This window comes from Winslowiella iniecta (assembly GCF_001267535.1).
GTDB lineage: Bacteria > Pseudomonadota > Gammaproteobacteria > Enterobacterales > Enterobacteriaceae > Erwinia > Erwinia iniecta.
Genome location: NZ_JRXE01000042.1, coordinates 1 through 26,749 on the forward strand (window position 1 = coordinate 1; position 26,749 = coordinate 26,749).

27 protein-coding genes are annotated in these 26,749 nt (G+C 51.3%); 11 read left to right on the forward strand and 16 right to left on the reverse strand.

Annotation, left to right across the window (positions count from 1 at the left end; genetic code table 11):
- Positions 1 to 520: OmpA family protein (locus tag NG42_RS20750; protein ID WP_052902782.1), on the reverse strand; the 520-nt coding region annotated here is incomplete at its 3' end.
- 619 nt (positions 521 to 1,139) lie between these two features.
- Here NG42_RS20750 and NG42_RS20755 point away from each other — a divergent pair.
- Positions 1,140 to 2,612: a phospholipase D family protein gene (locus tag NG42_RS20755; protein WP_052902784.1), complete on the forward strand. Its 1,473-nt coding sequence runs from the start codon at positions 1,140 to 1,142 to the stop codon at positions 2,610 to 2,612.
- Positions 2,613 to 2,668: 56 nt separating this feature from the next.
- Here NG42_RS20755 and mdoC read toward each other — a convergent pair whose 3' ends face one another.
- A complete protein-coding gene (mdoC, locus tag NG42_RS20760) occupies positions 2,669 to 3,832 on the reverse strand; it encodes a glucans biosynthesis protein MdoC (RefSeq protein WP_052902786.1) in 1,164 nt (387 codons plus the stop codon).
- A gap of 269 nt (positions 3,833 to 4,101) precedes the next feature.
- On the opposite strand from mdoC, the gene mdoG reads away from it, so the two are divergent.
- The 3 genes from mdoG (at position 4,102) to NG42_RS20775 (ending at position 8,559) form a co-directional block, all read left to right on the forward strand.
- Complete coding sequence (gene mdoG / locus NG42_RS20765) at positions 4,102 to 5,637, forward strand: glucans biosynthesis protein MdoG (protein WP_173581465.1); 1,536 nt, start codon at positions 4,102 to 4,104, stop codon at positions 5,635 to 5,637.
- Entirely contained in the window at positions 5,630 to 8,194 is a 2,565-nt protein-coding gene (gene mdoH / locus NG42_RS20770; protein WP_052902790.1) for a glucans biosynthesis glucosyltransferase MdoH, read from the forward strand. Before mdoG ends, mdoH begins: the two co-directional genes overlap by 8 nt.
- 122 nt (positions 8,195 to 8,316) lie before the next feature.
- Complete coding sequence (locus NG42_RS20775; protein ID WP_052902792.1) at positions 8,317 to 8,559, forward strand: YceK/YidQ family lipoprotein; 243 nt, start codon at positions 8,317 to 8,319, stop codon at positions 8,557 to 8,559.
- Here the strand turns inward: NG42_RS20775 and NG42_RS20780 are convergent, their stop codons facing one another.
- Complete coding sequence (locus NG42_RS20780) at positions 8,560 to 8,973, reverse strand: MysB family protein (protein WP_052902795.1); 414 nt, start codon at positions 8,971 to 8,973, stop codon at positions 8,560 to 8,562. It lies immediately after the preceding gene.
- A 349-nt stretch (positions 8,974 to 9,322) separates the two neighbouring features.
- Between NG42_RS20780 and NG42_RS20785 the strand changes: the two genes are divergently transcribed.
- The 3 genes from NG42_RS20785 to NG42_RS20800 all read left to right on the forward strand — a co-directional run bounded on the left by NG42_RS20785 (position 9,323) and on the right by NG42_RS20800 (position 11,503).
- Positions 9,323 to 10,279, forward strand: coding sequence for a hypothetical protein (locus NG42_RS20785; protein WP_052902797.1), 957 nt, complete (start codon positions 9,323 to 9,325; stop codon positions 10,277 to 10,279).
- A 442-nt stretch (positions 10,280 to 10,721) separates the two neighbouring features.
- Positions 10,722 to 10,916 carry a hypothetical protein gene (locus NG42_RS20795; RefSeq protein ID WP_052902801.1) on the forward strand — a complete coding sequence of 65 codons (195 nt, stop codon included), beginning with the start codon at positions 10,722 to 10,724 and terminating at the stop codon, positions 10,914 to 10,916.
- A 245-nt stretch (positions 10,917 to 11,161) separates the two neighbouring features.
- The gene (locus NG42_RS20800) at positions 11,162 to 11,503 is read left to right on the forward strand and encodes an Exc2 family lipoprotein (RefSeq protein ID WP_082204244.1); all 342 of its coding nucleotides are present in this window, start codon (positions 11,162 to 11,164) and stop codon (positions 11,501 to 11,503) included.
- A gap of 125 nt (positions 11,504 to 11,628) precedes the next feature.
- Here the strand turns inward: NG42_RS20800 and NG42_RS20805 are convergent, their stop codons facing one another.
- Entirely contained in the window at positions 11,629 to 12,549 is a 921-nt protein-coding gene (locus NG42_RS20805) for a Kdo(2)-lipid IV(A) acyltransferase (RefSeq protein ID WP_052902803.1), read from the reverse strand.
- A gap of 186 nt (positions 12,550 to 12,735) precedes the next feature.
- Entirely contained in the window at positions 12,736 to 13,830 is a 1,095-nt protein-coding gene (locus NG42_RS20810; RefSeq protein ID WP_052902805.1) for an NADH:flavin oxidoreductase/NADH oxidase, read from the reverse strand.
- A gap of 206 nt (positions 13,831 to 14,036) precedes the next feature.
- Here NG42_RS20810 and trhO point away from each other — a divergent pair, with 206 nt between their 5' ends.
- Complete coding sequence (trhO, locus tag NG42_RS20815; protein ID WP_052902807.1) at positions 14,037 to 15,095, forward strand: oxygen-dependent tRNA uridine(34) hydroxylase TrhO; 1,059 nt, start codon at positions 14,037 to 14,039, stop codon at positions 15,093 to 15,095.
- A gap of 58 nt (positions 15,096 to 15,153) precedes the next feature.
- Here the strand turns inward: trhO and NG42_RS20820 are convergent, their stop codons facing one another.
- Positions 15,154 to 15,726 (reverse strand): YceI family protein, encoded by a 573-nt coding sequence (locus NG42_RS20820; RefSeq protein WP_052902830.1) that lies wholly within the window; start codon positions 15,724 to 15,726, stop codon positions 15,154 to 15,156.
- 24 nt (positions 15,727 to 15,750) lie between these two features.
- Positions 15,751 to 16,305 carry a cytochrome b gene (locus tag NG42_RS20825; RefSeq protein ID WP_052902809.1) on the reverse strand — a complete coding sequence of 185 codons (555 nt, stop codon included), beginning with the start codon at positions 16,303 to 16,305 and terminating at the stop codon, positions 15,751 to 15,753.
- A gap of 699 nt (positions 16,306 to 17,004) precedes the next feature.
- Here NG42_RS20825 and proP point away from each other — a divergent pair.
- A complete protein-coding gene (gene proP / locus NG42_RS20830; RefSeq protein ID WP_052902811.1) occupies positions 17,005 to 18,480 on the forward strand; it encodes a glycine betaine/L-proline transporter ProP in 1,476 nt (491 codons plus the stop codon).
- On the opposite strand, the gene NG42_RS22800 is transcribed toward proP, so the two are convergent.
- The 9 genes from NG42_RS22800 to mdtH all read right to left on the reverse strand — a co-directional run bounded on the left by NG42_RS22800 (position 18,422) and on the right by mdtH (position 25,550).
- Entirely contained in the window at positions 18,422 to 18,931 is a 510-nt protein-coding gene (locus NG42_RS22800; protein WP_053115629.1) for a hypothetical protein, read from the reverse strand. The two genes, proP and NG42_RS22800, sit on opposite strands and share 59 nt — an antisense overlap.
- Before the next feature lie 257 nt (positions 18,932 to 19,188).
- Positions 19,189 to 20,313 carry an N-methyl-L-tryptophan oxidase gene (solA, locus tag NG42_RS20835; protein WP_052902813.1) on the reverse strand — a complete coding sequence of 375 codons (1,125 nt, stop codon included), beginning with the start codon at positions 20,311 to 20,313 and terminating at the stop codon, positions 19,189 to 19,191.
- Between the two features lie 107 nt (positions 20,314 to 20,420).
- Complete coding sequence (bssS, locus tag NG42_RS20840) at positions 20,421 to 20,675, reverse strand: biofilm formation regulator BssS (RefSeq protein ID WP_052902816.1); 255 nt, start codon at positions 20,673 to 20,675, stop codon at positions 20,421 to 20,423.
- Between the two features lie 216 nt (positions 20,676 to 20,891).
- The gene (locus NG42_RS20845) at positions 20,892 to 21,167 is read right to left on the reverse strand and encodes a hypothetical protein (protein ID WP_052902817.1); all 276 of its coding nucleotides are present in this window, start codon (positions 21,165 to 21,167) and stop codon (positions 20,892 to 20,894) included.
- 175 nt (positions 21,168 to 21,342) lie between these two features.
- Positions 21,343 to 21,588 (reverse strand): DNA damage-inducible protein I, encoded by a 246-nt coding sequence (gene dinI, locus NG42_RS20850; protein WP_052902818.1) that lies wholly within the window; start codon positions 21,586 to 21,588, stop codon positions 21,343 to 21,345.
- Between the two features lie 91 nt (positions 21,589 to 21,679).
- On the reverse strand, positions 21,680 to 22,726 hold the full coding sequence (pyrC, locus tag NG42_RS20855; protein ID WP_052902819.1) for a dihydroorotase: 1,047 nt from the start codon (positions 22,724 to 22,726) through the stop codon (positions 21,680 to 21,682).
- A gap of 137 nt (positions 22,727 to 22,863) precedes the next feature.
- Complete coding sequence (locus NG42_RS20860) at positions 22,864 to 23,427, reverse strand: lipoprotein (RefSeq protein WP_052902820.1); 564 nt, start codon at positions 23,425 to 23,427, stop codon at positions 22,864 to 22,866.
- A 166-nt stretch (positions 23,428 to 23,593) separates the two neighbouring features.
- Positions 23,594 to 24,241 carry a glutaredoxin 2 gene (gene grxB / locus NG42_RS20865; RefSeq protein ID WP_052902822.1) on the reverse strand — a complete coding sequence of 216 codons (648 nt, stop codon included), beginning with the start codon at positions 24,239 to 24,241 and terminating at the stop codon, positions 23,594 to 23,596.
- A 103-nt stretch (positions 24,242 to 24,344) separates the two neighbouring features.
- The gene (gene mdtH / locus NG42_RS20870) at positions 24,345 to 25,550 is read right to left on the reverse strand and encodes a multidrug efflux MFS transporter MdtH (RefSeq protein WP_052902824.1); all 1,206 of its coding nucleotides are present in this window, start codon (positions 25,548 to 25,550) and stop codon (positions 24,345 to 24,347) included.
- Positions 25,551 to 25,862: 312 nt separating this feature from the next.
- On the opposite strand from mdtH, the gene rimJ reads away from it, so the two are divergent.
- Both rimJ and NG42_RS20880 read left to right on the forward strand, forming a co-directional pair.
- Complete coding sequence (rimJ, locus tag NG42_RS20875; protein WP_052902826.1) at positions 25,863 to 26,456, forward strand: ribosomal protein S5-alanine N-acetyltransferase; 594 nt, start codon at positions 25,863 to 25,865, stop codon at positions 26,454 to 26,456.
- A 21-nt stretch (positions 26,457 to 26,477) separates the two neighbouring features.
- Positions 26,478 to 26,749 (forward strand): DUF480 domain-containing protein (locus tag NG42_RS20880; RefSeq protein WP_052902828.1); only part of this gene is annotated, 272 nt, incomplete at its 3' end.

The window sequence follows — 26,749 nt, forward strand, 5'->3', positions numbered from 1 at the left end:
CAGACAACCGTTGGTTCCAGGCCGGATTGCCGGTGGCATCGGTATGGCCGACCACCAGAATCACGCCATCCTGATTTCCTGCTTTCATGGCGCTGGCGATTTTCCTTACCTGGCGCAGACCGTTCGTTGAAAGCTGGGCGCTGTTGGTATCAAACATCCCGTTGTCTTCTACCTGAGCAACCAGCCCAACGGTTTTTTTGCTGCTATTTTCGTCCGCCTGCAATGGACGGGTGCTGATGGCAATATGCTCATCGGCGGCAATCTGAGCCAGCGCTTTTTCACGACTCTGCCAGACGTTTCCCGCTGCGCAGCCTGCCACGCCGCCAATCAGTCCACCGGCCAGCGCTTTTTTTGCATCGCCGGTAATCAGATAAGTCAGCCCACCCCCCAGCGCGGCCCCCCCAATACAACCGATTGCGGTGCCATAATCTTGTCCCGCCTGATGTATGCTGGCGCAGCTTGATGTCAGTGTTACCACTGCCATCAGCAGGCTGATTTTTCTTAAATGAAAGCGTTTCAATTTTTCTCCTTGTCCCTTTTAACCCGCCATAAAATAGATCATCCGGTTATTTTTTATGGCGTAATAACTTTTTCAGGTTCCGCAAAAGTTTATTTTTATTTTTTCTGGCGACGTGAAAATACCACGCGGCGATGCACGATTTTATTTAATAGCATGAGTCATCCGTCGCCATTAGCGCACGAATGTAGAATATGCCGTTAAGGCAAATAAGCAGCCGAATAGTCTGGTTTAATCAGTTATCGTCGTCCCTGATATTGCACTCCTGTCCAGCGGAGAAAAAATGGCACGTTCCCATGGAGTATGGGAAAGGTAACCGCCTGCTTTTTCTGCTGAAATGACGAGTAGTTAGCCTGGTAAGAATCTTCTGAATGGTAGAGCAAGTCACCCGTCACGGTCAACGATTAGTCGCCACCCGCGCTCATTTTCAACCGGCAGGTTGTATAATCACGGTCAACCAGCAGGGGAATTTGTTGGCTGGTGCGATCGTCACAAGCTTATTTTGTGCTAAAACGATGGCTGCCAATGCAGTAATCAGAAGAGTCGCATGACACCAGGGTTTCTTCAGGCAGATAATCATTTCAGAAACGATACGCGTCATCACTCTTAATAAGGAATCATCATGGTCGAAGCGTTTGCTGCCAACGCTGATAACGACAATCAGCCTCGCGAGACCAGACTGGCGCGCGCGGTTGCGCCGCAGGTGGCGCGCCATCCTCTGCACAGCGGCATTCATCCGCTGGAAGATGGACTGGATGCGTTTGCTTCGCGTTATTTGCTGATATCCATGGCTGAACGCACCCTCGATATTCAGTATTACATCTGGCAAAACGATATGTCCGGGCGTTTATTGTTCAGCGCGCTGCTTGAGGCCGCCGGGCGCGGGGTAAAAGTGCGCCTGCTGCTCGACGATAACAACACTATGGGGCTGGATGAGACGCTGAGCGAACTGAACCGGCATGCGAATATCCAGATTCGGCTGTTTAATCCTTTCTCTTTTCGTACGCTGCGTGCGCTCGGTTATCTCACCGATTTTGCCCGGCTTAACCGGCGAATGCACAACAAAAGCTTTACCGTCGACGGCATGGCTACCATTGTTGGTGGGCGTAATATCGGCGATGAGTATTTTGGTACCGGTGATGAGCCGTTGTTTTCCGATCTCGACGTGCTGGCACTTGGCCCGGTAGTGGAAGAGGTCAGTGCCGATTTTGAGCGCTACTGGCACAGCCGGGCAGTCTCGGCATTGAATTCGGTGGTGGAGAGCAGCAGCGACGATCCGCTTTCGGCGGTGCAGTTGCCCGCTGCCTGGCGTGATAATCCGCAGGTTCAGCAATATTTACAACGTCTGCACTCTTCCCCGTTTGTGGCCCGGCTGGAGAGTGGTGAGCTGGAGCTAATCTGGGCCAGAACCCGGTTACTGAGTGACGATCCGCGTAAAGGGCTGGGCAAGGCGAAGGCTTCCACGCTGTTGCCGCAGCGGATGCTGGAGGTGATCGGCAAACCCCAACAGCAGTTCGATATTATTTCAGCTTATTTTGTGCCGACGCGCGCTGGCGTAGCGCAGCTGCTGGCGCTAAAGCGTAAAGGGGTGAAAATCGCCATTCTTACCAACTCGCTGGCGGCCAATGATGTGTCGGTAGTGCATGCCGGCTATGCCAAATGGCGCAAAAAATTGCTGCGCCACGGTATTGCGTTATATGAATTAAAACCGCACAGCGATAATCGCGATGCACCGCACGATCGCGGTTTAACCGGTAATTCTGGCTCCAGCCTGCATGCTAAAACCTTTAGCGTCGACAATCAGAAAGTCTTTATTGGCTCGTTTAATTTTGACCCGCGTTCGGCGGTGCTGAATACCGAAATGGGGTTTGTGATTGAGAGCGAAACGCTGGCCACCTCGGTACATCAACGGTTTATCAGCCGGATGCGCGATAAAGCCTGGAAACTGCGCCTCGACAAGTGGGGCAGGGTGAACTGGGTTGAATATGAAGGCGAAGCGGGCGAGGTGGTGCATAAGCATGAACCGCGCACCCGCTTTATACAGCGTCTGCTGGTGCGCCTGGTATGGCGGTTGCCGGTGGAGTGGTTGCTGTAGTCGCTTAAGCCAGCTAACGGCCGGTGTTAAACCGGCCGTTAGCTAATCAGAACAAATTAGCTGTTCGCCTGCTGTGGCGATTTCGCAGCTTGCGGCGGCTTACCCGAGAACAGGAAGCGCAGCAGCGGAATGCGCAGATGAATCTCATACAGCACAAAGGCGATACCAAAGACAAAAGCCAGGCCGACAAAGAAACCCAGCGTATTGTTACTAATCGCCGGCGTAATAAATATGCCGTACAGCAGGGTTAACGGGTGATGCACCAGATAAATAAACAGTGAGGCATTCACCAGATAGGTAATGCGCGGTGAATGTGAATTCAGCAGTTTATGCCCCAAAGTGAACACCACATTCACCATCCACAGACCCATCAGCAGGGTAATCACCGTATCAATTTCATATAACCAGCCTTCGCCGGTGCTGTAACGCTGATTGAGCAGATAAGCGATAAATGCGCCAGTCGAGCCGACCAGCGTCCACGGATTAAATTTCAAAAACAGTGCTTTAATGGCCGGGTGTTTCCACGCCATCGCGCCAAGCATAAAGAACGGCAGGTAGAACAGTGTCTGCATCACGGCGAAATTAAACAGGCCGTCGGTCAGCAGAGCAGGCTGGAAAATAAACACCAGGCGGCGGATGCTGCCCCAGATTAAGGCAAATCCAATAAAACTCAGCGTTAATTTGCGCCAGTTAAGCTCGGAATAGTCTGTTTTTGTCGTCTGCTTTTTGCCGCCATCGCGCAATATTTTAAACAGCACAATGCCCAGCGTCGTGAGGATCACCAGCACCAGCAAAAACCATAAATGTGACACCAGATGCCACACCAGCGCGTTATATTTTTCATACAGGCCGAAGTGATTCCAGTCGCCGATGGCTGGCGTCCAGCTTTTCAGCAAAAAGAACTGCGGCAACGTCAGTAATGGGATGGCGGTCAGCATCGGAATGCCGACGCGCTCGACGCGCACTTTCAGCCAGCGCTGGGGCTGGTAGCGCAGGTAGAGCATATAGGAAAAATAGCCTGAAATGACAAAGAAAACCTGCATGCGGAAGGCGTGGATAAAGTCATTAAACAGCGTCAGCCAGCTACTGGGTTCGGCACTGTTTACCGCCCACTGATGACCGGAGTAAATCAGTGACATATGAAAAGGAATACCCAGTAACATCAAATAAGCGCGAATTGAATCAAGAAAATACTCACGTTGTGGTTTTTTTATACTCATAATTATCCATTCATTGACCGTTTTAACCCCTGGCTCGCCCTGAACCACGCTAAAGCACGGGCTTACTTTACTGCAGCAACAAAGAGTATACTATCAGCCAAATCCGTATCCTCTAAACGCTTGAGATATCGGCGCTTAGAGGCAAAAAACACGGGAACCTAATCCCGCACAGGCTGTCGGAAACCTGAATTATCCATTAAGATTGATGGGATTGATTTAAGCACACGAAAGGGGGGGATGTGCTGATTAAAATGAAAAATGAACCAAAACTGATGAAGATGCGCTGGGTTGGCGCGGCAGTTTTGCTGTCGATGTATGCCAGTTCAAGTTGGGCTTTCGGCATTGATGATGTGGCAAAACAGGCGAAAGATTTGGCAGGTAAAGGATTCGAAGCGCCAAAAAGCAATTTACCTTCTCAGTTACGTGACATGAAATTTGCTGATTATCAGCAGATTCAGTTCAACCACGATAAAGCTTACTGGAGCAAGCTGAAAACCCCGTTCAAGCTTGAGTTCTATCATCAGGGTATGTATTTCGATACGCCGGTGAAACTGAACGAAGTCACCGCGACCACGGTGCGTGAGATTAAATATAATTCTGACTATTTTAATTTCGGTAACGTTAAACACGATCCGGAAACCGTGAAAAATCTCGGTTATGCCGGTTTTAAAGTGCTTTACCCGCTTAACAGCAAAGATAAAAACGACGAAATCAGCAGCTTCTTAGGCGCGAGTTACTTCCGCGTTATCGGCGGCGGTCAGGTTTATGGACTTTCTGCACGTGGTCTGGCGATCGATACTGCCTTACCTTCCGGCGAAGAGTTCCCGCGTTTTAAAGAGTACTGGATTGAACGTCCAAAACCGCAGGACAAACATCTGGTAATCTACGCACTGCTGGATTCGCCACGTGCTGCCGGTGCTTATCGCTTTGTCATTAATCCGGGCAAAGAGACCACTGTCGACGTGCAGTCGAAAGTCTATCTGCGCGATAAAGTGGGCAAGCTGGGCGTGGCACCCCTGACCAGCATGTTCCTGTTTGGGCCAAATCAGCCTTCTCCGATGGTGAACTATCGTCCGGCGCTGCATGATTCCAATGGTCTCTCGATTCACGCCGGTAACGGTGAGTGGATCTGGCGTCCGCTGAACAATCCGAAGCATCTGGCGGTCAGTACGTTTACCGTTGAGAATCCGAAAGGCTTTGGTTTGTTGCAACGTGGCCGTGATTTCAGCCAGTTCCAGGATCTTGACGATCGCTACGATCAGCGCCCAAGTGGCTGGGTCGAGCCGCAAGGTGACTGGGGCAAAGGACGCGTTGAGCTGGTGGAGATCCCCACTGCGGATGAAACCAACGACAATATCGTCGCTTTCTGGACGCCGGAAACTCTGCCAGAACCTGGCAAAGAGATGAATTTCAAATATCGTCTGCACTTCACTCGCGATGAAAACCAGCTGCACTCGCCGGAAACCGCTTATGTGAAGAGCACACTGCGCTCTACCGGTGATGTGAAGCAGTCTAATCTGGTGCGTCAGCCGGATGGCACGGTCGCCTTCCTGGTTGATTTTGTGGGCCCGGAAATGAGCAAGCTGGCCGATAACACGCCGGTCACTCCGCAGGTCAGCGTGGGTGATAACGGTGAAGTGGTCGAGCAAAGCGTTCGCTACAACTCCGTGACCAAAGGCTGGCGTTTAGTATTGCGTCTGCGAGTGAAAGACAACAAACAGCCGACCGAAATGCGTGCTGCACTGGTAAATGGTGATAAGACGCTGACGGAAACATGGAGCTATCAGTTGCCTGCCAATGAATAAGTCAATTGTAACACCCGCTGATTACATCGACTTGCTGCCTCTTTCCGCTGAGCGGAAGGAGGTGCTTCAGCACTCGCTGCCTGCCGAGGGCGAGAAAGCTGAAGTGTACAGCAAGCTTCACCATCAGCTGGGCCAGGACGGCCCGGTGGAGGCGCGTCCTGACGATGCGCCTCTTGAATCGGTCAGGTCACGTATTGAAACCACGTGGCCGGATTCCGTTGCTGGTGGTGAACAATTCGATAAAGATTATTTAGATCGCACCACGCTGAAAGCGATGCCGCCGGTAAAGCGCTCGCTGATGTTCCCGGAAGCCTGGCGTACCAACCCGGTCGCCCGTGCCTGGGACTCGCTGCGTGGCCGTAAAACCACCCATCGCTATGCCAGTGCAGAAGAGCAGAAGACAGAAGACAAATGGCGCCACGTTGGCTCGATTCGTCGTTATATTCTGCTGCTGTTGACGCTGGTGCAGACGGTGATCGCCACCTGGTATATGAAAACCATTTTGCCATACCAGGGCTGGGCACTGATCGATCCAATGGAGATGATCAACCAGAACTGGCAGCAGTCGGTATTACAGATCCTGCCGTATGTGCTGCAGACCGGCATACTGTTCCTGTTTGCCATCCTGTTCTGCTGGGTGTCGGCCGGTTTCTGGACCGCGCTGATGGGCTTCCTGCAACTGCTGATTGGCCGCGATAAGTACAGTATCTCTTATTCGACCAACGGCGATGAGCCGATTAACCCTGAGCACCGCACTGCGCTGATCATGCCGATCTGTAATGAAGACGTTGAACGCGTGTTCGCCGGTCTGCGTGCGACCTGGGAATCCGTGGTGCGTACCGGTCAGCAAGAGCACTTCGATGTTTACATCCTCAGTGACAGCTATGACGCCGATATCGCTATGGCTGAGCAGAAAGCGTGGATGGAACTGGTGCGTGATGTGGGTGGGGAAGGGAAGATCTTCTATCGCCGCCGTCGCCGTCGTGTGAAGCGTAAAAGCGGTAACATCGATGACTTCTGCCGCCGCTGGGGCAGCCAGTACAGCTACATGGTGGTGCTGGATGCGGACAGCGTGATGAGCGGCGAGTGTCTGACCGGTCTGGTGCGCATGATGGAAGCCAATCCAAACGCCGGTATTATCCAGTCGTCGCCAAAAGCGTCCGGTATGGATACGCTGTATGCGCGCTGTCAGCAGTTTGCTACCCGCGTGTATGGCCCGCTGTTTACCGCCGGTCTGCACTTCTGGCAATTGGGTGAGTCGCACTACTGGGGGCATAACGCCATCATCCGTGTAAAACCGTTTATTGAACACTGTGCGCTGGCGCCACTGCCGGGCGAAGGTTCATTTGCCGGTTCGATTCTCTCCCATGACTTTGTTGAAGCCGCGCTGATGCGTCGTGCCGGCTGGGGGGTATGGATTGCTTACGATCTGCCGGGCTCGTATGAAGAGCTGCCGCCAAACCTGCTGGATGAGCTGAAACGCGACCGCCGCTGGTGTCACGGTAACCTGATGAACTTCCGTCTGTTCCTGGTGAAAGGGATGCACCCGGTACACCGTGCGGTGTTCCTGACCGGTGTGATGTCCTATCTCTCGGCGCCGCTGTGGTTTATGTTCCTCGCGTTATCCACCGCTTTGCAGGTGGTGCATACCCTGATGGAACCGCAATACTTCCTGCAGCCGCGGCAGCTTTTCCCGGTCTGGCCGCAGTGGCGTCCGGAGCTGGCGATTGCGCTGTTCTCGACCACGCTGGTGCTGCTGTTCCTGCCGAAACTGCTGAGTGTGGTATTGATCTGGTGTAAAGGTGCCAAACCTTACGGTGGGGCGATTCGCCTGTTCTTCTCGCTGCTGCTGGAAATGCTGTTCTCGGTACTGCTGGCACCGGTGCGCATGTTGTTCCACACCGTGTTTGTGGTCAGCGCCTTCCTCGGCTGGGAAGTGGTATGGAATTCACCCCAGCGTGATGACGATGCGACGCCATGGAGCGAAGCTTTTGCCCGTCACGGCTCGCAGTTGCTGCTGGGTGTGGTCTGGGCGGTCGGCATGGGTTGGCTGGATCTTAATTTCCTGTGGTGGCTGTCACCAATTGTCTTCTCGCTGATTCTGTCGCCGTTTGTTTCGGTATTCTCCAGCCGTGCCACGCTGGGACTCGGTTCAAAACGTGCCAAACTGTTCCTGATTCCGGAAGAGTACGATCCGCCGAAGGAGTTGCTGGACACCGATGCGTACCTGCATCTGAACCGCGACCGCGCACTGAAGAATGGCTTTATGCATGCCTTATTCCATCCTTCATTCAATGCACTGGCGAGCGCTATGGCGACTTCACGTCACCTGAAAAGCGATTTGCTGGAATATGCGCGTGATCGTCGTGTGGAGCAGGCGTTAAGTGATTCGCCGGAAAAACTCAGCCGCGATCAGCGACTGAACCTGCTAAGCGATCCGGTGACGTTAGCGCGTCTCCACTATCGTCTGTGGCAGGATGCTGATAAGTATCATGACTGGTTCGAAAAATATCAGACGTTGAAACTTAATCCGCTGGCGATTCAGTCAGCGAAATAGTAAAAAGGCGGCAGAAATGCCGCCTTTTTTACGCTTTGTTGACAGATAAATTGCATGTACTCTGCCTGTACCGGGCATGATGCAGCGTATAATGACTGTCCTTAATCATCACGAGAACTTGCATGACTGGCAAATTTGGCCGACTGACGGTTGTGGCTGCATGCCTGCTGACCTTAACCGGATGCGGTAGTATAATCAGCAGAACCGTGCCCGGACAGGGGCACGGCAATCAGTACTACCCTGGCGTACAGTGGGATGTGCGGGATACGCCCTGGCGTTTTCTTACCATCATCGATCTGCCACTGTCATTAGTGGTCGATACGCTGCTGTTACCGGTCGATGCGAAACATGGCCCTTACGAATAATTAGCGCTCGTCATCAGCGTAGTTATTGTCAGCGTCGGTATTGTCATCTTCCCACTCCTCGGCGGCAGCCCGGCCTTCTTCGGTATCGACTGACGGCTCCAGCTGAAATTCACCTTCATCCCACTCATGCAGGGTGTTTTCAGCCTGCCACTCCTGGCGCAGCTCGATCTCGTCGAAATCGCCGTCAAAAATTGCCTGTGCTGCTTCACCGCTGCGGATCGGCAGGCATTCGCCTTCATCACCTTCATCTGTAAAGAACTCGGCCTGCCACATGATATCGCCATCCTGCATCACATACTTTTGCAGATTAAACTGGGCGACTGAGGCTTCGTCCTCAGTGAGTTCCGGATTATCGGCCAGATACTCTTCGCGTGCATTATCAATAGCTTCTTCCAGTGTTGAGAACATGCTCATCAGTTTTCTCCCTGCTTAAGTTATGCTGATTCTGACAAGGATAGTCGAAGATCTGGCAGGGTAAGTGCGATGACGAAAAAAAATTTAAGGTCGATTTATACCCAGGTATCAGGGGGTTAGCATCGGGGTCTGTTTCTGGCCAGCCCTGTGCGGTGATAACCGAGGTCAATGATGCCGTGGAGCAGCAATTTATTATTTTTATAATAATAAATATTCGCGAGCATAATTAAATCTGCATATTTAATTTTTTTCCGGCACTCTGTTAAATAACTTGGCAGATGGTTTATTATCAGCCTGCTGGATGGATAAGGATGTGATGAATATCGGCTGACTACATGGAGAGTAAAGTATGGATATTGCAACAATGGATCTGCAAGCGCGGCTGGAGGCGTCAATAACCAAAGCAGCCAGTTTACTTCCTGAAGATATCGGTAAGCAGTTACTGGTATTAATATCACCGACATCATTGGCTACCATGGCGGCGACGGTGGTGTTATGGGCCGGGTCGCATTTTATCGGCATTGGTGAGATAGCCGATATTATCCTGTTGGTCGTGGGATGGGCCGCGGTTGGCGGTGTTGCCGTCGAAGCCGGTAGCAAACTCTGCGATTTTGCCACCAAAACCTATAATGCCCACGATGAAGCCGATCTTGACGATGCTGCCAGCGATCTTGCTCAGGCGATTACGCTGATAGGGATTAATACGGTGATGGCGCTAATGCTGAAGAAGGGGCCAAGGGATACATTCGGTACGCAATTAAATAAACATAAAATGCCTGCCTATAGTAGCAGCCTCGGCAGAGAGTTAGCTGCCGTTGCCCCTAAAAACAGTCATCCTGGATGGCGTTATCGCCCGAAAATAAGGTTTACTGATAAAATCGAGGCTGGCCATGGGGCCGCAGATCCCTGGGGGGATATTACCATTGGGAGACGATACGACCGCACAGTGCTTTCTGCCGATGAAGCTGCGAAAAAAGTATTAGAAACAATCTATCACGAAAAGGTTCATCAGTTTGTTGCGCCTAAGTTTTATCTGTTAAGAGAATTAAGGGCTTTTATCAATATTAGCGCCTACCAGAAATCCTATATTCTACGCTACCTTGAGGAATTTTTGGCGGAAACAATTGGTTTATTAAGGGTCAGAGGGCTATCAAAGAAGTACATTATTCAGGGATTAAAATTCCCATTGAAAAATGAATATCAAATCACTTTTGTTGCACTACGTCATGAGGCTGCAGGTATTTTTCTCGGGCCAATAATGGTTGGTGGTTTGATTTATAACGTCTATTACGGAGTCCATCGATGATCTCTCAATCAACTGCTATGCATATTGCACAAGAATTTGCTGCAAGGTATGAGACCGGGTGGAGTGACAGACTGAGCTGGGCGGTAAGAAAAAATGTAAATACTGAACCCTGCTGGGCAGTGGTCATGATAACAGCTTGCATAGCGAAGTTGCACCCAAAGGAGCAGACGCCAGTCGTACTGTTCACCCTTTATATCAGCATGGTTACGCGGCAGTGCTTAGGCTATGAATACTCAAGTAATAAAAAGAGGGTGTTTTGCCCTTATGATAGTTGAGACCATAAAAAATCAGATTCAATCATGCTGACAGTTTAACGGAGCAGTCCAGTCAAGGAGGCATCATAATCCACTGATACCTCTGATTTTTCAGATTTTGTCCAAATGATTTTTTCCATACAATCTGTAAGAGTACTATCATTAAAAAAAATTCAGAGGGTTTGAAAATGGACTATATGCAGGACTCCGCTTACCACCATGTTGAAGAGACGCAGTCGACAATCACCATCACCAGAAAGCAAGGCACCCGATGTGAGCACTTCAACAAGGTCGTTGAGCTGGTGATGAAGGATTACATGGATGCCAAAACCCATATCGATAGCGAAAGTGGCGGCTATGACAAGGTCATAATCCTTAAATAATTCGGGGGCATTAAGCCCCCGGCATTGCCGTATGCCATTTATTTAATGAAGACTAAACCCCGCGTAAAAAAATAGCCAGAATCATCTCTCGCCGATTAAAAGTGATTTCCTCTACTGACAGATAATATTATTCTGCAATTGTTCAGTGCATTTAGCAGCATTAATTTATGTACTGCGCACTATTTCAGGTTGTATAAAATCAATAATACTTTTAGGAATGAATAATAACTGGGTTAAAGCATTCCGTGCTGATTGCCTGTGGTTTTCTCGCTGCCTGTACCACAGCAAAAACATCGTCGCAGAAACATGCTGAGCACTATGTATATCAGATGAGAAATGAAAGGGACGTCAATTACCGCACGCTGGTTTCTGATTCGATAAAGCGTGCTGTGCCGATGTTCGACTGGTTTTATCAGCAAGGCGTTGCGGATCGCATGGCTAAGCTTCCTCGTGCAGAGGCTCAAAAAAAAGTCGATTATTTCAAAAGCGACGAGTTCCAGAATCAGCTCACCCATACTCAGAGCATTATCAATCATGAGTATAAAGAGCAGGTGAGTGATAAAAAACGCCAGATTTTCACCGCCTAAATCCTCGGTGCTTACTGGGATGGTTATGAGGGGCGTTAAGTCGGGCGCTTAATCAACTGCGGATATGCCATTAATACGGGCGGCGAAAACGCCGCCCGACTCCAGGGCTAAGGCGTGCTGCCCAATCAGTAGAGAGACGCTTCCCCTTCCGGGCGCGTTTTAAAGCGGCGATGCAGCCACATATATTGCTCCGGCGCCATTAATACGCCTTCTTCGACTACGCGATTCATCCGTGCGGCGGTTGCCGTTTCATCATCCAACGGCATATCGGCGACATCCGGCATGATAATCATCTCATAACCTTTACCATGGGGCAGGCGACGCGGCACAAAAGGGATGATCGCCGGCTTGCCACTGCGAATTAACACATAGCTACCCTTCGTGGTGGCAGCTTTGTCGACGCCAAAGAACGGCACAAACACGCTGCTGCGCGGCCCATAATCGTGGTCCGGCGCATACCAGATAATGTCACCATTTTTCAGCGCACGGATCATGCCCTTCAGGTCTTTACGATCCAGCATGCTTTTATTTGAGCGCATGCGTCCCCAGGTCTGAAGCCAGTCGAGCAATTTGTTATCGTTAGGGCGATAAACCCCAATACCCGGATTATAAATCCCAAAAATGCGCGCGCCCAGTTCCAGTGTCAGAAAGTGCATACCGATTAACAGCACACCTTTGCCCTGTTGATGGGCTTGATCGATATGTTCGAGGCCGCTGACGGCGAACCAGCGTTTGATCCGCCAGTCAGGCCAGAACCATGCCATACCGGTTTCCAGCAGGCCCATCCCGACTGACTCAAAGTTACGCACCACCAGCGCCTCACGCTCGGCCGTCGGCATCTTCGGAAAGCTTAGCTCCAGATTGCGGCGCGCCACAAAAACACGTTGCTTCAGAAAACGCATTGATAAGCGGCCCAGACCGCAACCAAGGTGATAAAGCACCGGGTAAGGGAGCAAAACAATCAGGTAAAGCAGGCCAATCCCTATCCAGGTAAACCAATAGCGCGGATGTAACAATTCGCGAGAAAAGTGTGGCAACTGTGTCATATTCTTCCAGCTTCGATTTTATGAGCCACTATTATGGCGTTTAACTATTCTGATGATTATGGCCTATTGTGCCATTTTTTTTGCTCAGGCTGAAATAACTGGCTAGTAATGTGAGGTTTGTTAACAAAACAGGAGCAGATCGGCGGCGGGAAAGCGCCTGTGGATCGCTCCACAGGCGGAAATTGTTTACTGTTTAAACAATCCTTTAACTTCATGTGGCTCACTGCGCCAGTACTGCTCAGGTGCTTTAACTTTCGCCCCCAGTTTAGCGGCCGCATGCCATGGCCAGCGCGGATCGTAGAGCATCCCGCGCGCCAGCGCGATGGCGTCAGACTTCCCTTCAGTCAGGATCGCTTCTGCCTGTTCTGGCTCAGTAATCAAGCCAACAGCGATAACCGGAATGCTCACCGCTTGTTTGATGCTTTCTGAGAAAGGAACCTGATAGCCCGGGCCGACTGAAATCTGCTGCTGAGGTGACAGGCCGCCGCTGGAGACGTGGATATAATCACAGCCAATGGCTTCCAGCGCCTGGCTCAGTGCAATCGATTGTTGCAGATCCCAGCCACCTTCCACCCAGTCAGTGGCAGAAATGCGCACGCCAACCGGCTTATTGGCCGGGAATACCCGACGCACGTCGCGGAAAATCTCCAGCACGATACGCATACGGTTTTCCAGCGAACCGCCATATTGATCGTCCCGTTGATTGGAAAGCGGCGACAGAAACTGGTGTAGCAGATAACCGTGCGCAGCATGAACCTCGATCAGCTCAAGTCCCAGACGATCGGCGCGGATCGCACTGTCGATAAAGGCCTGTTTGACCTCTTCGATGCGTGCCAGCGACATCGCCTGCGGTGCTTCATGACTGTCATTAAACGGCAGGGCCGAGGGGGCTGATGTCTGCCAGCCACCCTGGCTGGCCGCAAGGAAACCGCCGCCACGCCATGGCACATCGGTGGAGGCTTTACGCCCGGCATGACCCAGCTGAATACCCAGCGGCATGGAGGAATATTTACGTACGTCGTTAATCACCTCAGCCAGCGCTTGTTCGGTGACGTCATCCCACAGCCCCAAATCCTGCGGCGTGATGCGGCCTTCGGTTTCAATGGCGGCGGCTTCAAGAATCATTAATCCGGCGCCCGACAGTGCCAGATGACCTAAATGGATGCGATGCCAGGCTGTCGCTTTCCCCTGTTCGGCAGAATACTGGCACATAGGCGCAATGATAATGCGGTTATCCAGTGACAATTTGCCAATTTTCATTGGGGTAAACAGTAGACTCATGGGTGACTCCATTTTATTCACATGTGTGATAGTAAGTGCGCTAAGTTAATGCTCGGTGTTTTTGTCATCCGGGTCAAGTCAGTATGTGCGGTGGTGAAAAGAGTAGCAGCAGGGAAGAAAAATGCCCTCGCCGCTGTCATTCAGTGATGATTCAGGTATCATGTCGCCGCTAAAATTTCACTCTATTGCACACAGGAACGTACACCATGCCAGTGTTACATAACCTTGTTTCCAATGAAGAGCTGAAGGCGCGCATGCTGGCTGAAACCGAGCCGCGCACCACAGTCTCTTTTTATAAATATTTCACCATCAACGACCCGAAAGCGTTTCGTGATTCTCTGTATCAGACCTTCACCCGGCTGAAAGTTTTCGGCCGCGTCTACGTTGCTGCGGAAGGGATCAATGCGCAGATCAGCGTGCCTGCAAGCCTTTATCAGCAGATGAAAGAGACGCTGTATGCTTTCGATCCGGCGCTGGAAAATCTGCGGATGAACATTGCGCTCGACGATGATGGTAAATCTTTCTGGGTTCTGCGGCTGAAAGTGCGCGACCGCATCGTCGCTGACGGGATTACTGACGAAAGCTTTGATGCCAGCGACGTGGGTGCCTATCTGAAGGCGGCGGAAGTTAACGCCATGCTGGACGATCCTGACGCGGTATTTGTCGATATGCGCAACCACTACGAATACGAAGTGGGCCACTTTGAACAGGCGATGGAAATTCCGGCGGATACCTTCCGCGATCAGCTGCCGATGGCGGTCGATATGCTGCAGGAAGATAAAGATAAGAAAATTGTTATGTACTGCACCGGGGGAATTCGCTGTGAAAAAGCCAGTGCCTGGATGCGTCATAACGGTTTTGAAAATGTTTATCATATCGAAGGCGGCATTATTGAGTATGCCCGTCGTGCGCGTGAACAGGGATTACCGGTGCGTTTTAAGGGTAAAAACTTTGTGTTCGACGAGCGTATGGGTGAGCGGATTTCTGATGATGTGATTGCGCATTGTCATCAGTGCGGTGCGGTCTGCGATACTCACGTCAACTGCAAGAACGACGGTTGCCATCTGCTGTTTATTCAGTGCCCAGTCTGTGCTGAGAAGTTTAAAAACTGTTGCAGCCCACTCTGTATGGAAGAGCTGGCGTTGACACCGGAGGAGCAGCGTGCGCGCCGCGCCGGTCGTGAGAACGGTAATAAGATTTTTAATAAGTCGCGTGGCTTGTTAAATACCACCTTACATATCCCTGCGCCTGACAGCGATAAGTAACCGGTAATTTAAACCGGGCGGCACTCGCCGCCCGGTTTATTTCAGTCATTCGCCAGAATTACTGACGAACACCTTCCAACGAAATGATCAACTCAACTTCCTGAGATGCCGGCCCCAGATCTTTGGTGATATTGAAATCTTTCAGCGCGATTTTACCTTCCGCTTCAAAACCGGCGCGGTAACCGCCCCATGGATCTTTACCCTGACCCAGCAGTTTCGCTTCCAGCGTTACCGGTTTAGTCACGCCATTCAGCGTCAGATTGCCGGCGATGTCCAGATCGTCGCCATCTTTCTTCACGCTGGTCGACACAAAGGTCGCCTGGGCGAATTTAGCGGTGTTCAGGAAGTCGGCACTGCGCAGGTGTTTGTCACGCTCAGCATGGTTAGTATCGACGCTGTTGGTATTAATGGTGACGTTAACCTTATCAGCTGACGGATCTTTTTCGTCAAAGGTGAAGCTGCCGTCGAAGTCTTTAAAAGTACCGTATATCCAGCTGTAACCCAGGTGCTGGATGCGGAACTGGACAAACGCATGCTGGCCCTCTTTATCGATTTTATAGTCTGCCGCGACGGCAGAACCGGCGCTCATCAGCATGGCAGCAGCGGCTAATCCCAGTACGCTTTTCTTCAACATAGTGTTTCTCCGTTAACAAGGTTAATCGATGCGGTGACCCAGCATCCGTTTCAACGTGATATCACGATCAATAAAGTGATGCTTGAGCGCGGCCAGTCCGTGCAGAACTGAAATGATCACCACGCTCCAGGCGAGATAAAGATGAATATCGCCGGCCAGGTCGGCTTGCTCTGCGCCCCCCGCCAGCAGGGCAGGAACCGGAAGCACGCCGAACACCTCAATCGGCTTGCCTTCAGCGGTTGAGATCAGATAACCGGTAATCAAAATGGCGAACAGCAGCAGATATAACAACAAATGCGCGACAACTGCGCTGAGACGCACCAGCGGTGAATAACTGCTGAGGGGTTTCGGTGGTGGTGAGATAAAGCGCCACAGCAGTCGCAGGATCATCACGGCAAACAGCACCATACCGATGCTTTTATGCAGTTCGGGTGCCTGGTGATACCAGTTGTCGTAATAACCCAGCGTCACCATCCACAAACCGAGTGCAAACATGCCATAAACGGCCAGCGCGACCAGCCAGTGCAAGGTAATTGACAGAGAACCGAATCGGGTTGACGTATTTTTTAACGGCACGCGGTGAATCCTCAGATTTACGATTAGAAATGAGACTGAACAACTGGAAATAAAAAATCAACTGAATGTTGAGCATAGCCTTAAATTAAATCTTTTTAATGAAATATTTTGAATGAGATTGACTGAATGAATTCAGTTTTATCGTAAAACTGTTATCTCATCGTGCGGTGAGGGAGCTTTCCTGGCGCAGGTTGGCGTCTGGCTAAAAAAGGGGAGATTTTTCCTGACATTCTAAAAAATTGAATGAATTATAAATTAACGTCAACGGTATGTTATTTTATGTAAATAATTCCGCGTTTTAAAGGCGATATTTTGCTGAGCGACAGGCGATTAATGCGCGGGTTTAGGTTCGAAGGCCGCAGCATTATTTTCTTCTGATACGCTAAATCATAGGGCTTAAGCAGGAAATATTTCTCTGAATGAGAGGCTTTTTTTTCGCAGCAAAAAGCGCATTTATTATGGCGATACCGGCTTTAATTGTGTGAAATAACAGCGCTTACCGCTGAAAACTTGAAAAAATACGCTATTTTGTATAAATTAAAGAAATCTAAATTAAACTCAGGTTATGTTTTGTCGCATCACGAGCCTGGCTGTAACCGCTGCGTTATAGCTTTCTTCCCCTCAGATTCAGGTCTTTACGACAGGCGAAGAAAGCTATGGTGCTGTAAATCTTGATCGCGTCATTTTTGAGAGAACTCTATGAACGACTCAACAGCAACAGAAAAACAGAAGAAGCATTTCTGGAATAAACGACCAAAAAAAGAGCTGACGGTGGACGATATCACTATCGTCGATAAAGATATGCTAAAGCGGGCGGTGGGTGCCGCCGCGCTGGGCAATGCCATGGAGTGGTTCGACTTCGGCGTCTACAGCTACCTGGCCGTCACCATCGGTAAGGTGTTCTTCCCCGGCGGTAGCCCGGCGGCGCAGCTGCTGGCAGCCTTTGGTGCCTTTGCCGCCGCCTTCCTGGTTCGACCGTTGGGTGGACTGGTGTTTGGTCCATTGGGCGACCGGATTGGCCGTCAGAAGGTGCTGGCGATTACCATGATTATGATGTCGATTGGTACTTTCTGTATCGGGATCATACCCGACTACGAAAGTATCGGCATTATGGCGCCGGTGCTGTTACTGGTCGCGCGTATGGTGCAGGGCTTCTCTACCGGCGGTGAGTACGGTGGGGCGGCAACCTTTATCGCCGAATACTCTACCGATAAACGTCGCGGCTTTATGGGCAGCTGGCTGGAGTTTGGTACGCTGGCAGGGTATCTGATTGGTGCCGGTCTGGTAACCGGCATGACCGCCGCGATGTCAACTGAGCAACTGCTAAGCTGGGGCTGGCGCGTACCGTTCTTTATTGCGGCACCGCTGGGTCTGTTCGGTCTGTATATCCGTCTGAAACTGGAAGAGACTCCCGCGTTCCAGAAACATATGGAGAAGCAGGAGCAGCTGGAGCACAGCAAACCCCGCCTTGGCGTGTTGCAGATGCTGAGTAAGTATCGCGCGCAGATGCTGAAATGTATCGGTCTGGTGCTGCTGTTTAATGTCTCGAACTATATGCTGACTTCCTATATGCCAAGCTACCTGACCGGTATTCTCGGCCTGAGCGAGCTGAGCGGTTTAATGCTGGTACTGGTGGTAATGTTCGTTATGATGCCACTGACGCTGTTCTGGGGGCACTGGAACGACCGTCTGGGCCGTCGTCCGGTGATTGCGCTGGGTGCCGTGGGAATTATCCTGCTGGCGATACCCTGTCTGATGCTGATTGGCAGCGGTAACCTGGGGCTGGTATTCGTTGGTCTGATGATCCTGGGGGTACTGCACACCTGCTTTAGCGGCACCATGCCATCAGCACTGCCGGCACTGTTTGCGACCGATATCCGCTACAGCGCACTGGCGATTGGTTTTAACCTGTCGGTGTCACTGTTCGGGGGCACCACGCCGTTAATCACCACCTGGCTGGTGGACACCACCAACAACCTGATGATGCCGGCTTATTATCTGATGGGGGCGGCGGTGATTGGCCTGATTACCGTGTACTTTACCCGTGAAACCGCTAACAAGCCATTGCATGGCTCGGCACCTGCGGTTGGCACCCGGGCGGAGGCGCATAAGCTGATTAATAAATTGAAGCTGCGCCGTCAGAAAGAGAAAGACGCGGCCAAAGCCGCAGAGTAACGCCTGGCAGTACCGATCTCAGGCAGCGACATGCTGCCTGAGATCCCCGCTTAACGGCTGAGTTCGACCCAGGGCAGGCCCACTCCCAGCGGCATTTTAACAAATACTGCGCCGGTAAAGCGGCAGAAGTATCCGTCAGCCCCAGCTCCGGATACCATTTCATTAACCAGGCAACAGACTGCTTATTATTGAAAATCAGCTTGTTATCCATATTAAGAAACTGACGTTCACCGTCACGAATCAAAAAGATATCTTCGGACCTGGTGCCATACAGTCTTTGCAGCTTTCCTTCGGTGGAGATTCTTCCGCTGTCATCATCCAGCGCCTGAACTACCGAGAAAACAGAATACAGATCGTTAATGTCCCGTTGCTGAGCAATAAAGTAAGCGGTATGCGCCAGTTGTGGATTATTCAACGATGGGCCTTCAAGCGTTTTGAGGGCACGTTGCAACCCTTCCAGACTGGCGGGTTTTGATGGGCTTACTCCCTTACTGAAGGCTTTCGCCAGTTGATTGCCTTTGCAGATTGCGACAGATAAATCACAAAGATCTTTTGAACGGTAATTCTGAGGTGAGTGGCTTATTCAGAAAAGAGAAATGAAAAAACTCTGCACGATTCTGTTAACAATAAAATAATATCTTTATAAATATTAATTATTGAGGCACAAGTATTGTGCCTCTCCGATCTGTTTGCTGAATTTTTTAGCGCTTAATCCGACGATTGAAAACGCGACAAGGCAAACGGCGCTAAATCGAAAGCGGATTTTTCACCGGCGGCAAACTGGGCGGCGATTTCACCCAGCACACTGGCAAATTTAAAGCCATGTCCGCTTAAGCCGGTGATGATTAATCTCCCAGGATGGCCGGGCAGGGTATCGATAATAAAGTCCTCATCCGGGGAATTATCATAAGTGCAGGCGGCTCCGTGCAGGCAGACACCCACGCCCGGCAAAAACTGGCGCATAAAGTTAAACACTTCACTGCCATCTTCGGCAAAAGCGCCAAAGGCCTTACGCTGTGCCGGCCGGTCAATGGGCTGACCACCTTCGTGTTTACCGACCTTTAACGCGTTGTTATCCGCAGGAAAACCGTAATAATGAATACCATCCGCCATTTCGACGGCAAAGGCAGGGAACTTGTTATTTTCACTGTAGCGCCCGTCGGCCTGGTGCCAGGAGAACACTTTACGAACTGGCGTCATCGGCAGGTCAGGATACAGAGCTTTGACCCAGGTTCCGGCACTGAGTAGCAGCTTGCGTCCGCGATAGCTGCCGTCTAAGGTATTCACCACCTCCAGCTCGCCATCTTTCTCAATACTTTGCACCGGGCAGTTAAACAGCTGCGCGCAGCCAGCTTGTTCTGCCAGACGAATCCAGCTTTTGATCGCGACTTCTGATTTCAGGTAACCAGACTGTGGCTCAAAAACGCCAATATACTCCTCGGGCACCGCGAATTGCGGCCAGCGCTTACGCACTTCATCGGCCTGTAACACTTGCACATCGAGATCAAATTGTTGTGCGCTGTCGATAACATTCTTAATAAATTCAGAGTTTAACGGTGCCAGGTTAATCAGGCCGCTGCGCTGCATAATGCGCTCACCGCTCAGCTGTTCCAGCTCATCCCACAGTTTTTGCGCGCGCAATACCAGCGGGACATAGCGAGCACCTTCACCGTAAGCATGACGAATCAAACGGGTTTCGCCATGATGGCTGCCCTGCTGGTGGGGCGGGTGTGCGCCGTCAATCATTAATACTTTCAGTCCCGCCTGCGTGGCATAAAAGCCGGCAGCCGCACCTACGGAGCCACTTCCTACCACGATTAAATCGTAAACCATCTGTGTCTTACTCCTGACTTATGCAATCGTTTTCCGCAGGATAGCAAAAACTTACCGGCAATAAAAAGGCACCCATATTGGGTGCCTCAAGGCAACAAGCACAAAAGTTAATGCTTCTTGTAATCACGATCCTGGTATTCAGTTGCTTCGATCTTCGCAATGCCAGCTTCTAGAATCGATATAAACTGTCTGGCAACATCGGTGGTTAACCAGTAGGTCTGGCCCACTTCAGCCTCATCGGCTGGTTGCTCGCCAGATGAAAGCGAATGAAGGCGAATCATCATGGCGTCATAACTGTCTACCGTACTGATATCCCATCCAACCAGGGGATGTGTTTGGATTACATCTTTGTTTCTGTCCATTATAACCCCCTTTATTACTCGTCAAAACGAAGTGATTTATCGAGGTTCCAATGCGGCCTTTTTTACATAGAGCGAATTAATTATAACAGCATATTTAACACAGATGGCATGAAAAGTGTGCAGAAGATCAAATGCAAGGGTTGCTGGTGGATATTTAAGCGTAATCGCTAAGGGAAAAGATAAATAAAAAACTCCCGCAACGGCGGGAGTTTTTTATCAGGCCGTTGCGTCCGGTTGCACCCGAACGATCCCGTTGCGTTTTTCCAGTTCATCGGCGAGACGGGTAAAATGCTGTTGCATTGTCTCATCGCGATTCTGATTTTGCGCTTCCAGACGCAGGCTGTGAATCAGCAGCTGATTCGACTTCTCGTCCAGACAAAAGGAGAGATAAGAAAAGGCATTTTCCAGCACCGACAAGCGACGCTGCTGATCGCTGATCAACGCCAGCAATTCACCGAAAGTCATTGCCTCTTCGGGCTTATCTGCAGTCATGGGTAACACCTCCTGTAAAACATGACAGGCGCAAGAATAGGTCATCGTTTAGCAACAGTCTATACAGGTGAGGGGGGATTAAGCAAGGTGAAGCGAGGAGGGCAGTAAAATCAAAAAAGCCGGATAGCGACACCCGGCAAAAAACAGCATTTCATGGAAAAAGCGGGCAGTGCGGTTAATCAGTGATAAACCAGTCATCCGCGCTTTCCCAGGTCTCTTGCAGAATATCACTGATGAGATCTTTTTGTTCTTTTCCGGCACCCAGTACGCTCAGATTATTGGCGCTGGCATAGCGCACCGATACGCGGTTATCCGTTTCAGGAAACTGTTTATCGATACGTTTGGTAAGTTCCTGCGTTAGCGCGTCAAGCGCGCCCGCGGGCAGGGTCGTGGTTTTTGCTACAGTGACTTCTACACGCATGAGAGCCTCCGATAAGTATACTGTACATTTATACAGTTACTTAATCGAAGAAGCAACAAAAAAGTGGGAAGCGGATGCTTCCCACTGTTGATCAGAGTTCTACCGACCAGTTTAGCGTTTCGCCGGCAAGGAACGGCACCAGCGTATCGTCACCCACCGGAATGCTGTCGGTCACGGTAAACGGTTTGCGCACCAGCTTAATTTTTCCTTCGTTAAGCGGCAGGCCATAGAAACGCGGGCCGTTTTCCGAGCAGAATGCTTCGAGATGCTGTAAAGCATTCATCTCTTCAAATACCGTTGCGTAGGCGGGTAGTGCTGTCGGCGCGTTAAACACCCCGGCGCAACCACAGCTGGCTTCTTTACGATGACGGGTATGCGGAGCAGTATCGGTGCCAAGGAAGAAGCGGTCATTGCCGCTGGCAATCACCTGACGGAGTGCTTCCTGATGCACGTTACGTTTAAGAATCGGCAGGCAGTAAAGATGCGGACGCACGCCGCCAACCAGCATATGGTTGCGGTTGAACATCAGATGCTGCGGGGTAATGGTGGCAGCAATAAAGCGGTTACCTTCCTGCACATAGGCTGCGGCTTCTTTGGTCGTAATATGCTCAAACACCACTTTCAGCTGCGGAAACTGCTGACGCAGCGGCTCCATCACGCTCTCAATAAAGCGCGCTTCACGATCAAAGATATCAATATGCGCATCGGTCACTTCGCCATGAATCAGTAATGGCATACCGATCTTTTGCATGCGTTCCAGCACTGTCGCAATAGCGGCAATATTGGTGACGCCATGGCTGGAGTTGGTGGTGGCATGAGCCGGATACAGTTTAGCGGCGGTAAAGACGCCTTCGCTGAAGCCCTTTTCAACTTCATCCGCATCCAGTGAGTCGGTCAGGTAACAGGTCATCAGTGGTCTGAAATCGTGTCCGGCTGGCACTGCGGCGCGAATACGGTCGCGATAGGCAATGGCGCTGGCGACGCTGGTCACCGGTGGCACCAGATTCGGCATCACTATCGCCCGACCGCACACCTCACTGGTAAACGGCACCACGGCCTGAAGCATCTCATCATCACGCAGATGGATGTGCCAGTCGTCAGGGCGGCGAATGAGTAATTGCTGGGGTTGTGCAGTCATCAGTTATGCTCCGGCTAGGAAGGGAATTCGTATGGCGGTTTTGAGCCGGGGTCTAAGGATAGGGGTAAAGGCAACCGATTGCACTTGCTTTATGATGCCAGATAAAAAAAAGCCCCCGTTTTCACGAGGGCGGGGGGTTATTCAGTGAAAGGGATCACCAGTTTGCCCGGTTTAACCTCAATGCCTTTGGCAAATTTCTTCGCCAGCGATTCCGCTTTGCTGCGGTCAGTGCTGAGAATATAGGCCGGTTTCTGGTTGAAGTAACTTTTCAGCGACTGATCCAGATACGGCGTCAGGGTTTTCATCAGCGACTGCATTTTCTCCGGCTGGACCTGAGCATCAACAATCTGCATCTCTTTGAGATAAATTGCGCCTTCTTCTTTATTAAATACCGGCTGTGCCTTCATCGTCAGCTTCATATCGGCCTGCTGTGGACCAAACAGCGAAGTGATATTCACTTTGGCATTGCCGGTCAGGGTCACTTTATTCGGCTCATCACGGCCGATCTGGCTGCTGAGATCGCTCAGCACAATATGCGCGTCTACCAGCCCGGCGACCCCCAGCTGTTTTTCATAATTGTTGTGTTTTTGCAGCGCCTGGTTCACTTCCTGTTCGCTGATGGTGTACTGAGTTAACTGATTACAACCGGCAAGCAGACCGGCAAATATCAGGACAATCAGCCCTGGAAAAATCTTTTTCATCACTGTCCTCGTTTTTTTCGTCGCACAAACTGCGGTGATACCGCCGCATAGCTTGCCGGAGCAGGCTGCAAGAGTCACCAGGATATCACTGAAATGGGACAAGAGTTTAACACGGAGAGCAGTAAAAATGGCTGAGCCAGGCGCGGCACAGCCATTAAGCGGGGGATTAAATCGCGACTGAAGACAGCAGGTTAATCTGCGTCTGTTTTGCCATATTGTCACGGTACTCGGCAACACGCGTCGGGTATTCTACCCCGGCGACCAGTGACAGCGAGCGCAACAGTGGGAACAGGTGAATATCATCTTCTGACAGTTCGCCGTTGACGGCATTGGGTTTGACGATCAGCTTATCCAGCTGACGCAGGTCGTCGCTGATTTTCTTGATCAGACCCGGTGAGTGCAGTTTCAGCTCTTCAAAGTTGCCGATACTGGCCTCTTTTTTGTTTTTAAAGTAGGCCCGCGCTTGCGGTGTGGCAAATTCAGCAAAAGGCGCTTCAGCAATGCGAGGCATCAGCAATTTACTGACGTATTCGTTAACCTGACGCAGCCAGGTGGAGATGGCCGGATTAGTTTGACCGGTCAGCAGCGGTTCGCGATCTTTGTTATCGATAAAGTGCACGATATCCATGCTTTCCGGCATGCAGCTGCCATCTTCTTTTTGCAGGATAGGGGCCATTTTTTGCCCGATTAACCGCTTGGGTGTCTCTTCATCGTCATTGAGCAACACCACCAGTTCGATGGGCAGATTTTTCAGACCAAAAATCATGCGCGCTTTGACACAGAACGGGCAGTGCTCATAGATATACAGTTTCATCAGACCCTCTCGTTTGAACATTGATAGCGGCGTTTGCCGCTATCAATGTTTTGAATGTATTAAAGAAGTATGGGTCAGATTGGCGGAGTAGGCAAACCCCGGGCTAGCCGCCACTGAGCATTGCCGGTGCTGGCTGGCGCGGATGGAATTGCCACCACAACGCCAGCAAGGTAATAAAACCGATGCTGCCAAGCATCAGCCACGGTAATTGCGGCATTGCCAGTTCATGGCCGAGATCGAATACCCAGCCGCCGCCGCTGTACCCCAGCGCGCCGCCTAATGCCAGTCCTAATCGACTAAAGCCCATATAACTCCCGCGTGCGCGAGAACTGGCCAGCGAGGCGCTGAGGGTTTCACGCGCCGGTTCAGCGATAATGGCACCGATATAAAAAGTACAGATCAGCATAAACACCTGTTGTAGCGTGCTGGCCATCCCGACCGGTATCAGGCTGAGTGTCATCAGCAGCAAACCGGCCATCAGACGCTGTTCCAGACGAAAATGTTTTTCGCTCCAGCGGGCAATCGGATAGAGCAGGGTTAACGACAGCGCCGCTTCAATGGCGTACATCCATTTTACTGCGCCTGGCTCACCGGCAATCTGATTCACCACGATCGGCAACATCAGCATGACCTGAACCGCCAGTGCGTAGTAGCCCGTCAGCGTCAGCACATACGTGCAGAAGCGGCGATCCTTAAGTACTCGCGCCATCCCTTCACGCATCGGCGTGCGCACCGTTGAAATACGCCATGCCGGTAAGAGCAGGGCATTACACAGCGCTGCCAGCACAAACACCATCGCCCCCACCCAGCACACCAGACGGAAATCGTAGCTCAGCAGCCAGCTGCCAATCAGCGCACCGATCACCGCTCCGGCGCTGTCCTGCATCATTAACAGGGAAAAGAAGCGCCCGCGCTGACGCGGACGAATCAGTTTGATCACCAGCGCGGTGCGGGGCGGATCAAACAGCGTGCCGCCGAGGCCGGAGAGCAGACAGGAAAACCACAGCACCCAGGGTTCATGCGCCATCGCCATGGCCGCAAAGCCAGCGGCGCGTAGCAACATACCGGTGACGATCATCGGTTTGGCACCGAAGCGGTCGGCAATCGCGCCACCAAAAATCCCCAATCCTTGCTGAACTAACTGGCGCAGACCCAGCGCAATACCGACCATCAGCGCCGCCCATCCGAGTTGATCAACAAAGCGGATCGAGATAAGGGGGAAAACCACAAAAAAACCTAACACCACCAGCATGTTATCTAACAGCAGAAAATACTTACCAAGGCTTCGTGCCCGTGCGACGCGTGACATGCTTGCTGTTTCCTGAGCATAGGGAGGGGAAAGCTTCCGGAGGGTTCATTTTCCTCCTGGGCGACGACTTTTCCCAGCGATGACGGGATGATATTTTTTCATCGTCATGGTGCAATTAGTGCCATAGATTCAGTGAGAACCGGCAAAAAATGACGACGATCACCCGCAACAATTTACCGTATGTTGAGATGGCGGTTATAGTGAGTGCAGGCTGGCAAAAAATGGCGGGTTGCCTGGATTCTGTCTGAGGGGTTAGCCGTAGTGTGATTTACAATCAATTTTTTTTATCGGCCATCGATTTTGGGAGATAAGATGTTTGGCTATCGTTCTGCTGCGCCAAAAGTGCGCCTGACAACCGACCGGCTGGTAGTCCGTCTGGTCCATGAGCGTGATGCCTGGCGGCTGGCGGATTATTACGCGGAAAACCGTGCGTTTTTAAAACCCTGGGAACCGGTACGTGATGACAGCCACTGTTATCCTTCCGGCTGGCAGGCGCGACTGGGGCTGATTACCGAAATGCACAAGCAGGGCAGCGCCTTCTATTTCATTATTTTGGATCCTGACGAGAACGAAGTGCGTGGTGTGGCCAACTTCAGTAATGTGTTGCGCGGTTCGTTTTACGCCTGCTATCTCGGCTATTCGCTGGGTGAAAAGTGGCAAGGGCAAGGAATGATGTTCGAAGCGCTGCAGGCGGCGATTCGGTATATGCAGCGCCAACAGCGGATGCATCGCATTATGGCCAACTATATGCCGCACAATGCCCGCAGCGGCGATTTGCTGGCACGGCTTGGCTTCGAAAAAGAGGGCTACGCCAAAGATTACTTATTGATTGACGGTCGCTGGCAGGATCATGTGCTGACGTCGTTAACCGCAGCTGACTGGGCTGCGGATCGTCGCGGCCAATAACTACAGAGGTTGATCCTTATTATGAAAATCGTGCTGACGCCCGTTGAGGCGCGCGTGGTCGGTTGTCTGCTGGAGAAGCAGGTCACCACGCCCGATCAATATCCGATGTCATTAAATGGTGTGGTGACGGCCTGTAACCAAAAATCCAACCGCGAACCGGTGATGTCGCTGAGCGAAAACGCGGTGCAGGACACGCTGGATCTGCTGGTGAAAAAACACCAGCTCAGCACCTTAAGCGGGTTCGGTAATCGGGTGGTGAAATATGAACAGCGCTTCTGCAACTCTGCTTTTGG